This window comes from Vibrio sp. LQ2, from assembly GCF_023920125.1.
GTDB lineage: Bacteria > Pseudomonadota > Gammaproteobacteria > Enterobacterales > Vibrionaceae > Vibrio > Vibrio fluvialis.
In genome coordinates, this window is the sequence record NZ_CP085308.1 from 893,896 (window position 1) to 909,122 (window position 15,227).

Annotated in this window: 11 protein-coding genes; 6 read left to right on the forward strand and 5 right to left on the reverse strand. The window is 49.5% G+C overall.

Going from position 1 to position 15,227, the window contains the following annotated elements; genetic code table 11:
• The first annotated feature begins 2 nt into the window (after positions 1-2).
• Together LGV68_RS04225 and LGV68_RS04230 are read left to right on the forward strand one after the other, a co-directional pair.
• Positions 3-1,931 carry an alkaline phosphatase family protein gene (locus LGV68_RS04225; protein ID WP_252536328.1) on the forward strand — a complete coding sequence of 643 codons (1,929 nt, stop codon included), beginning with the start codon at positions 3-5 and terminating at the stop codon, positions 1,929-1,931.
• A 74-nt stretch (positions 1,932-2,005) separates the two neighbouring features.
• Positions 2,006-2,452: a TerB family tellurite resistance protein gene (locus LGV68_RS04230; protein WP_047457908.1), complete on the forward strand. Its 447-nt coding sequence runs from the start codon at positions 2,006-2,008 to the stop codon at positions 2,450-2,452.
• A 170-nt stretch (positions 2,453-2,622) separates the two neighbouring features.
• Here the strand turns inward: LGV68_RS04230 and LGV68_RS04235 are convergent, their stop codons facing one another.
• Together LGV68_RS04235 and LGV68_RS04240 are read right to left on the reverse strand one after the other, a co-directional pair.
• Positions 2,623-3,153 (reverse strand): 3'-5' exonuclease, encoded by a 531-nt coding sequence (locus LGV68_RS04235; protein ID WP_075988600.1) that lies wholly within the window; start codon positions 3,151-3,153, stop codon positions 2,623-2,625.
• 84 nt (positions 3,154-3,237) lie between these two features.
• Complete coding sequence (locus LGV68_RS04240) at positions 3,238-4,755, reverse strand: diguanylate cyclase (protein WP_252536329.1); 1,518 nt, start codon at positions 4,753-4,755, stop codon at positions 3,238-3,240.
• A 341-nt stretch (positions 4,756-5,096) separates the two neighbouring features.
• On the opposite strand from LGV68_RS04240, the gene LGV68_RS04245 reads away from it, so the two are divergent.
• Genes LGV68_RS04245 through LGV68_RS04255 form a run of 3 tightly spaced genes read left to right on the forward strand, consistent with a single transcriptional unit; the run spans position 5,097 to position 10,524 of the window.
• Positions 5,097-5,729 (forward strand): DUF2760 domain-containing protein, encoded by a 633-nt coding sequence (locus LGV68_RS04245; protein WP_020327417.1) that lies wholly within the window; start codon positions 5,097-5,099, stop codon positions 5,727-5,729.
• Complete coding sequence (locus tag LGV68_RS04250) at positions 5,729-7,645, forward strand: Hsp70 family protein (protein ID WP_252536330.1); 1,917 nt, start codon at positions 5,729-5,731, stop codon at positions 7,643-7,645. The genes LGV68_RS04245 and LGV68_RS04250 overlap by 1 nt, the downstream gene beginning before the upstream one ends.
• A gap of 56 nt (positions 7,646-7,701) precedes the next feature.
• Positions 7,702-10,524, forward strand: a complete 2,823-nt coding sequence (locus tag LGV68_RS04255; RefSeq protein ID WP_252536331.1) for an Hsp70 family protein — start codon at positions 7,702-7,704, stop codon at positions 10,522-10,524.
• Positions 10,525-10,595: 71 nt separating this feature from the next.
• On the opposite strand, the gene LGV68_RS04260 is transcribed toward LGV68_RS04255, so the two are convergent.
• Positions 10,596-11,573, reverse strand: coding sequence for a GGDEF domain-containing protein (locus LGV68_RS04260; RefSeq protein ID WP_252536332.1), 978 nt, complete (start codon positions 11,571-11,573; stop codon positions 10,596-10,598).
• Between the two features lie 577 nt (positions 11,574-12,150).
• Here LGV68_RS04260 and LGV68_RS04265 point away from each other — a divergent pair.
• The gene (locus LGV68_RS04265; protein ID WP_020432965.1) at positions 12,151-12,699 is read left to right on the forward strand and encodes a hypothetical protein; all 549 of its coding nucleotides are present in this window, start codon (positions 12,151-12,153) and stop codon (positions 12,697-12,699) included.
• On the opposite strand, the gene LGV68_RS04270 is transcribed toward LGV68_RS04265, so the two are convergent.
• Positions 12,700-14,037: a diguanylate cyclase gene (locus LGV68_RS04270; RefSeq protein ID WP_020327423.1), complete on the reverse strand. Its 1,338-nt coding sequence runs from the start codon at positions 14,035-14,037 to the stop codon at positions 12,700-12,702. It lies immediately after the preceding gene.
• Positions 14,034-15,053: an ABC transporter substrate-binding protein gene (locus LGV68_RS04275; RefSeq protein ID WP_075988605.1), complete on the reverse strand. Its 1,020-nt coding sequence runs from the start codon at positions 15,051-15,053 to the stop codon at positions 14,034-14,036. Before LGV68_RS04275 ends, LGV68_RS04270 begins: the two co-directional genes overlap by 4 nt.
• Positions 15,054-15,227: the final 174 nt, after the last annotated feature.

Here is a 15,227-nt window from a genome sequence, read left to right on the forward strand (position 1 = left end):
TTTTGACGCATTATCAAACCACATCACTGCCCTTTTTACTGGCGGGACCTATCGTTCGAAAGAGTTCTGCAAACGAGCTGGTGATCTGGTTTGCCACTTCAGAGGCACCTCAAGGCCAGCTTGAGTTATTCACTCCCAATTCTACTGCTCCGCTGGTAAGTCATCCATTTGCCGACACGCAAAGCTACCAAATTGGCGAACACGCTTGGGTATGCCAAGTTCAGATTAAACACCATTTCACACTTGAAACGCTTTATCAGTACGAACTGGTGACCCAGTATGGCGCGGTAAGTGAGCTTTATCCTGACCTGCGTTACAAGGGAGAAACTCGTTTTTCGCTGTGGCTTTCTGGCAAAGCCGATCATGTACTGCATGGTTCGTGTCGCAATCCACATCATTTTGCTAAAGACGCATTGGTGACCGCCGACGAGCACATCGAACGCTTGCCTGCCAACGAACGTCCGGACCTTTTGATGATGAGCGGCGATCAGATCTACGCCGACCACGTTGCCGGGCCAACACTTTACGCGATTCACAGTGTGATTGAACGTTTGGGGCTGTATACCGAAACCTTTGAGCAATCGCCCGTCGCCAACAGTGAGGTCTTGTACCAACATGCGCACTGTTTTTACGGCCGAGACCAACTTTTGCCGCACTCCATCGGCGAACAACGCTTTTTTGATCGCCTGCTGCCGCGCAAACCCACGCCGATATTCAGTTCTACCGACAATGACAACCATCTGATCTCACTGGCGGAATTCTTTGCCATGTATCTGCTGATGTGGTCGCCAGCCTTGTGGCAGGACATTCACTTTGATGACAGCGATAGCTTGCAACTGGCAAACGCAACCCATCGTATTCCGGCCGACAAGCTCACCGAATGGCAAAATGAGCTGAAGAACATTCGCGAGTTTGCTTCTGGGTTGGGCCAGGTTCAACGGCTGATGGCCCACCTGCCGACCTATATGATCTTTGATGATCACGATGTCACCGATGACTGGAATCTCACCGTTGGTTGGGAACAAGCCGCCTACAGTAATGCTTTTTCCAAGCGCATCATCGGCAACGCCCTGATCAGCTACTGGTTATTTCAAGGCTGGGGGAATGAGCCGGACAACTTCGACACCGCGTTCCATCAACTCGCAGCGGCTTATTGTCGGTCTCCACAACCCTCAACTCAGGATGCGTGGATTGCGCACCTCTACCCGTTCGAAAAGTGGCACTACACTACAGACACCTCACCGAAGATGGTGGTGCTGGATACCCGCACGCGGCGCTGGCGCTCTGAATCACGCATGAATAAACCCTCAGGGCTGATGGACTGGGAAGCGATGATGGAGTTTCAGCAAGCGTTGATGAACGAAGATAAAGTGATCATTGTGTCAGCAGCGCCGATGTTCGGCGTCAAATTCATTGAAGCGCTGCAACGCATGATGACATGGCTCGGCAAACCGCTGGTCATAGACGCCGAAAACTGGATGGCGCACCCCGGTAGCGCCAACACGCTGGTGAGTATTTTTACTCACACCAAAACGCCGTCCAACTATGTAATTTTGTCGGGCGATGTGCACTATTCGTTCGCCTACGACATTCAACTGCGCTCAAGAAAATCGAGCCCGAATATTTTCCAGATTACCTGTAGCGGTATCAAAAACCAGTTTCCAGAACCCCTGCTCTCATTCTGCGATACCATGGACCGCCTGCTCTACAGCCCACGTTCTCCTTTGAACTGGCTCACCAAACGCAAGCGGTTAAAAATCCGCAAACGCGCGCCGAGCTCAGAAAAAATCAAACGATTAGTGAACTGTGCAGCGATTGGAGAACTCAAACTAGATAAGAGTGGCAAACCGAGTTCGGTGGCAATCCTCACCAGTGATGGCCAACGTATTACTTTTGCACCGACTCAGCAGCGTTCAAAGACTCACGATTAGGCCATTTGGGTTGTGAAATGGAACGCTCGTCTCCATCTATACTTAAACCAACGATTTTTGAAAAGGCATCACTTATGTTCAATGCGATTACTTCACTGTTTAAACAATTGCTCGACGGTCAGGATCTGAGTCGACAGAAGCAGAGCCCGAACCTCGCCATTGCATGCTTACTGAGTGAAGTGGCAGGTGCCGACCATCAGATTGATGACAAAGAGCAGCAAGCGAAACTCACGCTGCTTCAGCGTCTGCTCGGTCTTGACGAGAGTGAAGCGAATGTACTTATCGGCAGTGCGGACGAACAGATTCGCCAATCGGCTTCACTGTATGATTTTACTTCACAGCTACGTGAACTGACTCAGGAAACCCGCTTTGAACTTATCAAAGCGATGTGGGAAGTCGCGCACGCCGACGGCGAGATCGATCCACTGGAAGATGCTGTGATTCGCAAAGCCGCTGAGCTGCTCTATGTCGACCACAGTCAGTTTATTCGCGCCAAACTCATGGTCACAGACGGCAAATAACGGCTTTGGACGGAAAAAGAAAAAGCGCAGTCAACACTGCGCTTTTTTAATTGGTCGTATTTCTAATACCGTCTAGCCTAAGACGTTGTTAGCATCATTTTCCCGATTTGCTGATGGAAAAGATTAACGATCTTGCATGACAGAAAGATTACCGCTTTTTGAACAAGCAGTTACAGCATCGTCAACGCGAGCTTGGCCAGATTGTAAGCATCCACATAGCCGGAGTGCTGACGCCCTTCCCACTCGATGCCTTTCGCTTCCTGAGCGGCACGATGGCCAATTCGCTTGTCCTTCAGCCGATTCTGAATCCGGTAAAGTGTGGCCAGATTAACAAACTCTTGAAACGGTACCTCGATACCTTTAGCACGACACTCGTTAATCAGGATCAGATCATCGCGTCCCCAAGATGCATAAATCTTCTGTGAGCCGCCAAAATTTTTGACCATCGATTGAATCACAGCCGCCAAAGGTCGGCCCTGCTTTTCAATCTTACGCGGCGTGATACCCGTTAACTCGGCGCAAAACAGCGACACTTCGTCCTGTTCTGGTTTCACGTAATATTGAGCACGCTTGACGATTTCACCTGCAGTTAAATCAATCTCAGCCAGACCCACTTCAATGATCTCACCTGTGGTGCCCACTCCGTTTTCATTCCAACAGCACATTTCCAAATCGAAGCACACGACCCGGTTATAGTTCATTGCCAAATCCAGTCCTCTGTCGAAAAATTCAAAGCGCGCTATGTTACCCAACTCTGTGAAAAAACTCGACGCCCAATCGGCAATTTAGTCAGCAATTGAGACCTGATTTCGCCCTTTTGCTTTACTTTCGTACAACATAGTGTCGGCGCGTTGCAACAGTTCCTGCTCGGAATACCCTTCATTGATGGCCGCCCCGATACTCAGCGAAACCGAAAGCTGGTGATAATCGGTGTCAAAGCGGCTTAACTCCACTGTGCGCCGAATCGTTTCCAGATAGCTCCTCAATTGCTCTGGCTCCGTCACATGACAGAGTATCGAAAACTCATCACCACCAGTGCGGACAAAAATATCCTCCGGATCAAGCAGAGTTTCGATGGTTTTCGTCACAGCAACCAGCACCTGATCCCCGGCCAGATGGCTGTAGCGGTCGTTAATCGACTTGAAGTTGTCGATGTCAAAACTGACCAAAGTAAATGGCTTCTGGTCGCGCACATACACATCGAGAATCCGGTTAAACGCGCGGCGGTTGAAAATACCCGTCAAGCTGTCGTGTTCTACCATAAAACGCAGCTCTTTGGTCCGTTCTTCCAATTTGGAATTGAGCGTCTCTTTTTCACGGATCAGCAAATGGCTCACAAAACCCAACAGCAATGCAATCATGCTGCCACCAATACCAAGCCCAATCAGTACCCATTTATCATTCTGAGTCAACGGCTGAGGGAGGCGGAAATCCACCAACCATTCGCGATTCGGCAATTCAACTCTACGAGTCACCTGAAGGCCTTCACCGTGAATCCAGTTGTTGCTCTGATAGAGCACCGGATCATCTTCAGAATCAAAACCAGTATCGACCACACGCAGTGCCATCTGGTGCTCTGCGGCCGTTTTGAGAACCAATTCATCAAAGTAGACCGACAGACGAATTACACCCACCATCACACCCAGTAAATGATGACGATACTGATCAAACACCGGATGATAAATCAGTAATCCATCTTTGGGGGTTGACGAGTCTCGGCCATCCTGAAGGAGCCGAATTTTGTCAGAGACACTGGGATTGGTGGTGGTTGAAATATAGTCCAACACGAATTCAAAGCGTTTACGTGATGAATAAAAGCCCAGCAGGTCAATGTTCACTGGCGTCCGGGGAAAAATATCGGTCACCGCAAAGATAGGCTCACCTTTCAGTTGATAACCATATACGATTTTACCGTCTTCAGGCACCGTATAAATCGTAAAGCCCGGATAACGTTTTGCCATCTTGGCTTCATAGGCTGGTATATCTTGGACTTCGATTCGCTGTAACCACTGCAAACCGATTAAACTTTTTGAACCAGAGAGAACGTCACTGGCGTAAATGCGAAAACGACTCCAATTCATCGGACTGACGCTGTGAAAGAAATTGGCACCTGAACCGATGAAATGAATATCACTGTTCACAAACTGCTGCAGCGATTGCACCTGTCGATCCGCCAAGTTCTCAAACATCGTTTTGGTATAACGCTGCTGCACCAGATAAGCCACAGAGACAACACCAACGGTAAACAATAAAGTGAGCAAAGTAATGCTAAATGGCAGGAAATTTTTGAATTTTTTAGTCATAAAGCCTGAAACTTAACGGTAGATAGGTTGTGTTTACCTTTAACTCTCTAGCACGTCAACAACCCATTTAACAATCTATTGATATGACTCAAATTACATAAAAATTCTAACTATCAGATGACACATGATGCGTAATAAACTGCGCTCATTTATGTTAGCACTGACATTTTGTTTAAAAGATCGGCTATCAAACCAGTTAGAAAGTGAGAATCTGCCTTTTCTGCAAGCCTTGAGCCTTGAATATGGTAATATCCGCCCTTATTTTTTGCTAAATTCTGACTATTCTGTGCAATGGATTTTACAACCGTTCATTGCCTACCTACATCTACAGAGATTTCATCATGAACTTCGATTTACATTTGATTCCAACAACCTTCGATATGCTTCATGCCGGTTTAGCTGCATCCAGCGTCCTTTTGCTGATCCTTGCGGTATCACGCAAGTCGAAAATCATCGAGAAAGTCGTAGAGAAGCCGGTTGAAAAAATCGTCGAAGTGGAAAAACCCGTCGAGAAGATCGTCGAAGTCGAAAAAATCGTTGAAGTCGAAAAAGTGATCGAAAAAGTGGTGGAAGTTGAATCCAAACTGGCCACGGCTTCTACTGACTCTGCGATGCAACTACTTTCCCTATTCCAACAGGAAGCACGCCTGATCGACTTCCTGAAAGAAGACGTCACTAGCTTCTCTGATGAAGAAGTGGGCGCAGCGGCACGCGTTATCCACGCTGGCGGCCAAAAAGTACTGAAAGAGTATGTGGCGCTGACTCCGGTTCGCAGCGAAGACGAAGAGTCTCGCATTACTATCGCGGAAGGCTTCAACCCACAAGAAGTTCGCCTGACAGGTAACGTTACTGGCAACGCACCGTTTACCGGTACACTGATCCACAAAGGCTGGAAAGCTGAATCAATGACACTGCCAAAACTGGCGGAAAACTACGATGCTTCGATTATTGCCCCTGCTGAGGTAGAGCTGTAATGGAACACAACACCACTCAAGCAACTTCTGAAACCACAGCGAAATACAGCGTAGGTATCGACTTGGGTACCACGCACTGCGTGTTGTCGTATGTCGATACACAAGCCGAAGACGCACGTGTTGAAGTGATGGCGATTCCTCAAATGACGGCGCCGGGCACGGTCGAAGATCGCATGCAACTGGGCTCTTTCTTGTATCAGCCGCACGAACATGAAATGTCTACCAGTTCTCGTCGTCTGCCTTGGACTGACGAACCCAAAGCGCTGGTGGGTGCGATTGCACGTAATCTGGGCTCTAAAACGCCGATTCGTCTGATTGCCAGCGCAAAATCATGGCTGTGCCATGCTGGCGTGAACCGCCGCGACGCATTCCTGCCACAAGGCAGCCCGGAAGATGTTGAGAAAGTCTCTCCCCTGCGCGCGACCGAATTGTATCTGGAACATTTAAAAGATGCGTGGAATCACGCACACCCGCAGCATCCGCTGGCCGAACAAGAAGTCATCATCACGGTTCCGGCTTCATTTGACCCGGCTGCGCGCGATCTGACGGCAGAAGCGGCACGTAATGTGGGCTTTGTTCACCTGACGCTGCTGGAAGAACCTCAAGCGGCACTTTACAGCTGGATCGATAACAGCAACGACGAATGGCGCAACGAAGTCAATGTCGGTGATGTTGTATTGGTGGTCGATATCGGCGGTGGTACCACTGACTTGTCTCTGGTGGAAGTCACCGAAGACGACGGCAACCTGACGCTCAATCGCATTGCCGTGGGCGAGCACATTCTGCTGGGCGGCGACAACATGGATTTGGCGCTGGCGTACCGTTTGAAGATGAAACTGGCACAGGAAGGAAAAGAGCTGCAACCTTGGCAAGTTCAAGCCATGACTCACGCTTGCCGTGACGCCAAAGAAGCGCTGCTGAGCGATTCGGAACTGCAATCGGTGCCGATCGTGGTGCCAAGTCGTGGCTCTAAACTGCTGGGCGCAACGCTGAAAACGGAACTGACCAAGCAGGAAGTTCAGCAAACACTGGTAGACGGTTTCTTCCCACAAGTGACCATCTCTGAGCATCCGGTCCAAAAACCGCGTGGTGCCCTGACTCAAATGGGTCTGCCTTATGCACAAGATGCGGGTATTACCCGTCACATTGCCGCGTTTTTGGCCAAACAAGCCAATGCACAAGGCCAAGCGGAAGCCGCACCATTTAATATAGCCGGCATTCCGGGTATGCCAGCACCAAGCATCGAATTCATCAAGCCTACCGCGATTTTGTTTAACGGTGGCGTACTCAAATCTGACCTGCTGGCGAATCGCCTGTTCACCACGATTAACCAATGGCTGACCAACTCAGACAGTCCGGTTGCGAAACGACTGACTGGTCTGGATTTGGATCTGGCAGTGGCCAGCGGTGCAGCTTACTACGGATCCGTTCGTCGTGGCCAAGGCGTGCGTATCCGCGGCGGTATCGCGTCGGCTTACTACGTGGGTATCGAAAGCGCAATGCCAGCGATTCCGGGTATGGCTCCTCCAATGGAAGCCCTGTGTGTGGCACCGTTTGGTATGGAAGAAGGCTCAAGCGTCAATGTCCCAAGTCAGGAGTTTGGCCTGATCATTGGCCAGCCAGTGCACTTCCAGTTCTTTGGTTCAACGGTTCGTCGTGATGATGTTGCCGGAACACACCTTGATTACTGGGCTCCAGAAGAGCTGGAAGAGCTGCCAGAAATTCAGGTTACGCTACCAGTCTCTGAAGGTCGCCGTGAAGGCGAAGTGGTGCCGGTCACTCTGGCGTCACGTGTTACCGAACTGGGCACGTTGTATCTTGAAGCGATAGCCTCGGATAACGGTCAGAAATGGCACGTAGAATTCGATGTGCGCGAAGGCAGCAACGAGCAGCTTGCTCAGGAACACCATCACTAATTAAAACGGCACCTTTCGGGGTGCCGTTCCTCTATCCGCGATAGTCGAGGTTTATTATGACAACACCGCGCTTTCTGGTCGGGATCGATTTAGGGACGACCAACACCGTCGTCGCATTCTGTGAATTTAACGATGATCTCGAAAACGCTCCGGTTGAGCTGTTTCCTATTGACCAGCTGATTGGTCCTGGTGAAGTGGTTCGTAAGCCGCTGCTGCCCTCTTTCCGTTACCATCCTGCGGCGAGACAGATCGCCGACAGCGACCTGACCTTACCGTGGGAACACCAACCAGTCGAAGGCGACCTGCCACAGGTGATCGTCGGACAGTGGGCGCGTGATTTGGGCGCGAAAGTGGAAGGCCGTCAGGTATCGAGTGCCAAAAGCTGGCTCTCGCACCAAGGCGTCGATCGCGAACAACCGATTCTGCCTTGGGCAGGTGCGGCCGACGTAGAGAAAGTCTCGCCAGTCATCGCCAGCGCCAGTTATCTCAATCACATCCGTCAGGCATGGAACCACCGCCATCCTGGCAACCGATTGGAAGATCAGGACGTGGTCGTGACGGTACCGGCATCGTTTGACGAAACGGCTCGAAAACTCACACTGGAAGCGGCACGTCTTGCAGGCTTGAACCGGATTGTGTTACTCGAAGAACCACAGGCAGTCTGCTATGACTGGTACGCCCGTCACAAAGAGAGCGCTTCTGAACAACTGGCCAGCCTGCCGTTGATTCTGGTGTGTGATGTCGGCGGCGGGACCACTGACCTGAGCTTGATTGAGGCTAAGTTCGAAAACGATCAACTGGCGCTGAACCGCATCGGAGTTGGCGAACATTTGATGCTTGGTGGTGATAACCTTGACCTTGCATTGGCTCACTTGGCGGAATCGCGCTTTAATCAGGGTAAAAAACTGACCGCTTCCGGCCTGACCAAATTGATCCAGCAAACTCGTCAGGCTAAAGAAAGCCTGCTATCCGGCGAGGCACCTGAGACGGTGAAGATCACCATGCTGGGCAGTGGCTCTAAGCTACTGGGCGGCACCAAAAGTATTAGCCTCAGCAAAGAAGAAGTCCACCAAATCGCCTTGGATGGCTTTTTCCCGATTTCCGATTTCGACCAGTTACCCGATAAACGCCGAAGCGCCGTAGTTGAATTTGGCCTGCCTTATGTCGCTGACCCTGCCGTGAGTAAACACGTGGCCGAGTTTTTGACTCAGCACCAGCAAGTCTCGCACGCCGCACTGCACTCGGAAGATTCAACCCAGCCTGCGATTCCTGTCGGCATTTTGTTGAACGGCGGTGTATTCAACAGTGATCTCATCACAGATCGTATGTTGTCTTTGTTAGGGCACTGGCGCGGTGACGCGGTCACTCAACTGGATAACCCACATCCGGACTGGTCGGTGGCGTTGGGCGCGGTTGCCTTTGGCAAAGCACGCCGTGGGGCTCAGCTCAAAATTGGCGGTGGCGCTGCCCGCTCCTATTTCCTGCATCTTCAGGAGAAAAATCGCATGGGCAAAGCACTGTGTCTGCTGGCGAAAGGAACAGAAGAAGGCCAGGAAATTCGCCTCACCAGTCGCCGTTTCTCCCTCACCTTGGGTGAGCCGGTTCGCTTCAATCTGCTCACTTCGACGCACGATTCGCTCGCCGACAATATCGCGGTACAAAATGGTGTGTTGGTTGCCATTGATGCCGATAAGTTTCAGCCGCTGCCGCCATACATCACCACACTGCAAGGCGATGACACGGTGCAGTTGCACGCCAACCAAAAGCAGCGCGTTGAAGTCCTGCTCGCTTGCCAGTTAACGGAAGTCGGTACACTGAAAATAGAATGCGTGTCGGTGGAAGAGGAAAACAAACGCTGGTTGATGGAGTTTGAAGTCCGCCACGATGCACGCTCGCAAGGCAGCGCTGATTCGACTGAAAGCAAAGCCGATCCACGCTTAGAACAGGCGAAAGAGCTGATCATAAAAACCTACAGCGGCAACAAAGCCAGTGCCGAGTCTGGCGCTGTCAAAACCCTGAGTAAAGATCTCGACAAACTGTTAGGCAAACGTGATGAGTGGGATTTCTTCACGCTGCGTAGCCTGTTTGATTGCTTCGCGCAGGGACGTAAACGCCGCCGCCGCTCTGAACAACACGAGAAAAACTGGTTGCGCTTAGCAGGCTATACGCTACGTCCGGGCTTCGGTGATGCAACAGACTCTTGGCGCATTGAACAGATCTGGACCCTCTATCAACAAGGGATCCAGTTTCAGAATCATCAAGGCTGGACTGACTGGTGGGTATTCTGGCGCCGTGTGGCGGGAGGATTAAACCAAGAACAGCAAGAAGCGATTCTGGCGGACATCGCCAAGTATCTGCATCCGGGCGCGTCACGCAACTCGAAATCGGCGAAAGAGGCCCAAGACAAAGGTTACGAAGCCATGGTGCGTTTGGCCGCTTCGCTGGAACATCTGGAAGTGGAAGATAAAGTACTGTTGACCAGCTGGTTCATCAGTAAAGCCATTAACCACAACCAGTTTGAGCAGGCCCACTGGTGGGCCGTGGGTCGTCTTGCGGCTCGCACACCACTCTACGGTAGCGCGCATAATGTGATTGCTCGTGAACAAGCTCAACAGTGGCTGCCGAAACTGCTGGCGGAGAACTGGGCGAAGGAACCGATGATCGCTTTTGCCGCAGTGATGATCTGCCGTAAAACCGGTGACCGCGCGCTGGATATCTCCGACGATTGGCGCGATCAAGTTCTCGACAAACTCAAGCAGAGCAAAGTGCCGGAATCTTGGATTACTCTGGTGGCCGAAGTGTCCGAGCTGACCGAGAGTGAATCTAAGCGCGTGTTTGGGGACGCACTGCCAAGCGGCCTGACTCTTCTGCCGCACTAAACGCGAAAGAGCCAGCGATGCTGGCTCTTATTCTTTCTGCTGTCGACACGATATGCCACGAGCTGAGTCATTCACACCAACGAAACCAGACGATTCCGCCCTTTGCCTTTCGCGTCATACAAGGCAACGTCTGCCTGCTTGAGCGCCTGCTGAAGATGTTGGTCAGATTGTACTGACGCCATGCCGATACTGACCGTCAGGTCGACATGTTGCCCACTGATCTCCATAGCGTGATTCGCCACTTCGTGATTAAAGCGCTCCAGCTTAAAGCGCGTCTCTTCAACACTTCCGGCCAACAAAACGACAAATTCTTCACCACCATAACGGGCAACGAGATCACGCCTGAAATGACGAAACATCAACTGTGCTATCGCCGTCAATGCGCGATCCCCTACGTCATGACCAAAGGTGTCATTCACCTGCTTAAAATGGTCAACGTCGATGATCGCAACCGTGTAGGCTTCTTTAGCATTGTTGAGCCGAGTCGCGGCCTGCTCCATAAAATGGCGGCGGTTGAAAATGCCGGTTAGTTCGTCATGTATCGAACGGTGGTAATGCCATTCAATTTCATCGTAAAAGAACAACGACAACATCGCACCCAGGCTCACAACCGTCAACAAGTTTTGCCCCACGACCACTCCACTGAGGAAATAAACCGTTGATTGGAACTGGTGGAACAAAAACATCGGTAAGAAAACACAAACGCTGGACAGTAATAAGCTGGTGGTCAGCAGTTTTTCACCACTGCTGGACTTTTTCATATGGCGGAATGCATACCAGGCACTGGTCAGATGCACCGCAGAATAGCTGACTGCCGCCAGATTAATCCGCCAATCAAAGTGCTCTGGGTACTGACGTAATAACCAAAGCTGAATGCAGGTGTAAGCAATAGTATGCGTAGCGGCGAAAGCCATTAATTTATTGGTGATGGGACGTCGAAACCAACTGATGACGCCAAACAGCAGCATATAAGTGACGGTTTGATAAAGGAAATTATTGCTCAATACCACAATTTCGATCGGTACCCAGCCTCGCATGGTGGTAGTCACAAATGCCAATGAAAACAACAAGAAATAAGCGGCAAACCAACCAGCTGCAGAAACCTTGTGGTGAGTCAGTTTACCTCTCAATAGCCAGAGGAAAATACAGGCAACCAAACTACAAATAATGTTGTTGAGTATGGTTGCAAACTTTAGAACATCAATATCCAGCAAGGTCTTTAAATTCCACTCATGACGGGATGTGCACTCCCGTTTATCTGTTTTGTTACATTTTATTGGTTGTTATACCGCATCCATCTGCGAGTTGACAACTAAGTTCCACCCTACTCAGGACTTGCTCAAAGTGCGTAACTTTTACTTATCAACACGTTAATCATTAGGATTAAAAATCATCCAATTCTGACTCGCATTGAACCATAAAGGAAGTGTAGAATACGCGCCCTCGCTCAATTATTAATAACAATGATGACAGCAACATCAACAGAGCGAAAGTATATAAATAACGACTGCAACGTCTGTGCTGGGAAAAATAAACAACGGCTTTGTCTTAGCTCAAAATACTTGGGCTAAAAACGTTTTAATTTTTAACTAGATTTTAGATTCACGTGTTGGGTTATTGCAGTCAATGAATCAAGACAAATTCATGCACATCTATCGTTTGCCGGGTTCCATTCAGATTCGTATTGCCAAATGGCAGGCGACATTTCGAGGAACGTCAGATCTCGTTCTGCACAACGCGCTATTAGTGCGTAATAAACAGTATCAGACGCCCGACTTTTTGCCTCGTGGATGGTGTTTAACGCCCTTCTCGGAAGATGAGATTTCGATTACCCATCATGGAAGTTATATTCAGACCACTATATTGACCATGCTGGATCGTAAAGTGGCGTATAAACGTGTCTATCTTTCGCGCTTAGCGCAGGAAAAAGCAGAACCTGCCCTACACGCATTCAAAGTAGAATGGATGCGCAAGTACAATCGTGTTGTAAAGAAATACAATCAGATCAAAAAGAAAGAGTTTCTGCGTCTGGCTCGCGAAGAAGAAGAAACGCTCTACCCGTCTATTCCTAAGGGCGAATTTGATAAGGTGCTGTGGAATCGGTTAGTTGTGACAGAGCTGGGGCCAGAGAAAAAGTTCAACAACCCTTATTTCGTCAGCAAAGCGGACTTTTAACTAGCCCAGCAGCGAGCTGTCGTTATTGCAGCTCGCCGGAAGAAGTGGACAAAAAAAACGATTGCCGCCCTCGAGCTTGGCCTTATACATCGCTTCGTCAGCCAAGCTCAATAACGTCGCCATATCCTGGCTCTGGTCAGGATAGAGGCTGATACCGATACTCACGCCAACCGCTATCGGCTCTCCATTAATGGATATTGGCTGACTCAATCGCTCGATGAGCCGATCGGCTTTTGCACCGATACCTTCAAAATCCTTAATCAGATTAAGACAGACGACGAATTCATCACCGCCAAGGCGACCACAAAAATCGGATTCACGAATATTCTGCTCCAACCGAGCAGCAAAGTTCATTAACACTTCATCCCCGGCATCGTGGCCTTTGGTATCGTTGATCTCTTTGAATTTATCCAAGTCGATAAACAGTACCGCCAGTTTCACCTCTGTACGGTTGGCGTGAACAATCGCATCATGCAGATGTTCTTTAAAAGCACGTCGATTCAACATTCCCGTTAATGGATCTTTCTCTGACAAGAAGCGCAATTGTTCTTTTTGCTGCTCAAGCTTCGCTGTTTGTCGTGAGACTTCCTGTTGCAGCTGTTCTCTCGTCACGATGGAACTTTGCAATGACTCTTTCATCTGATTGAAAAATTGAGCCAATGCGACGAACTCTGAATCTTGCTGATGGAGGGACAAGCGGCTATTGAGATCGCCTTGCGCCAACTCGGCAATTCCTTGTTTCATGGTTGCGAACCCAGAGCGCACCCGTTTCAGGATCATAAACGCAATAGCGGCCACAATAATCGAGAAAAACAGCAGATGCAGAGCGCTGGTCATCAGGGACAAACGCTGACTCTCAGCACTTTTTTCCAACACCATTTTCTGCAGGTACAGCAGCTCTTCCGTCATATTTTGCACCAACATGTTGTAGCGTGAGTGCAGCAACTCGTTGGCTCCGACAAAGTCGCTGGACACCTTGCGGTGATCGTTCAACCCCAGCATACGTTCTTGTCGCAGCAACGCGGCCAGGCTACCGTTCATTCTGGCAAGGTTCTGAATAATGGGTTTAAATTCTGGTTTACTGGACAGTTTGGCCGACAAGTTTTGCTGCGCGATATAAACCTGCTCCAGACTATTTGCGTCATCATACTGGAGGAAAATCCAAAGCTGGCTGCGCAACATGTCTACACTACGCTGAATCTGCATGATCTGCGTTAATTCACGTTGAGTACTTTTCTGCTCCTGAGACAAGTTCCACAACGAATAGGCAATCAAAATCACCAACATTGAAGTGGCGACAAACAGTAACGTGAGCTTACGAGAAACAGAGTGAATCACTTGAATGAGACCTCCGTTTGCAATACCTGCTCCAGAGGCTCTGAGGCAAAGTAGCGCCGATAGTCAGGCAGTTCACCTTTTACTAGTTTATTTTCGAGCGCCCAACGTGCCTGAAGCTGAATATTGGACAGCAACGCATTACCCAGAGATAGCCTGAACACATAATCCTGCCACGACCATTCCAACTGGTGTTCGCGAATATTCAGAGAAGTGGCGACCCAATGGCGGGCTTGTTCCGGATTCGCGTTCATCCACGCAATGGCCTGCTTGAGCGCTTCCAGAACTCTTATCGACTCCTCTTCATTCGAATCAGTACGCTCTTTCATTGCCATCAAGTTAAACGACAAATTGTAGATGCCATGAATGCCGAGATTTTTTACTTTTGACGCTGAGGTCATTTCTGTGCGGTATCCCCAAGGTTCCCAAACAGAGATAGCATCGACACTAAAGCCATACAGGGCTTGATTAAGCTGATCAGGACTAAGGTACACTTTCTCCAGATTCAGATTTTTCAGGTTATGCGCCAGCAAAACGGAATCGAGATAGAACTCGCTTGAACTCGCTTTGACCACACCGACCCGCTTGCCACCCAAGTCTTCAATGCTTTTGATATTGCGATTATCCAAAGTCAGTAATTTCAGATCGTTGTCTGAACTGACAAAACTGGCCAACAGAACGAAATCATGCCGTTCAAAGCTCTTGAACATCACAACAGATTCAGACGCGGTAGCGAAGTCCACTGAACCATTAAATAATGAGTCAGCGCACGCGACACCACCGCTGCAGGGTACCAGTGTCACATCGAGTCCCTGCTGCTGGAAGAATTTAAGTTTTGATGCAATAAAGAACGGAGACGAAAGCGGAGTTTGTGACACGGCAATACGAATCGGTTTGATCCCGGAGATAGGTTTGGCATCATTTCCGCGCCAGATAAAAAGCGCTGACGCCAAAACAGCGAGCATCAATACCGCGCTCACCACTGCCAATCGAGTAAAGCCTCTCTGTTGGCTTCCCATCCACACCCTGCCGTTGTTGTTATCTGTCTAACTAGCAGTTTAGTTGGTTATTTGTGCTCTGGATGCAACAATAACCAACTATTCATCTAAGTGCTTAAAATCATTGATCTTAAAGCGGTAAAAATTACTCATCTTGTTGAATTAAAAACGAAAAAAGCCCCATATACCGAATGG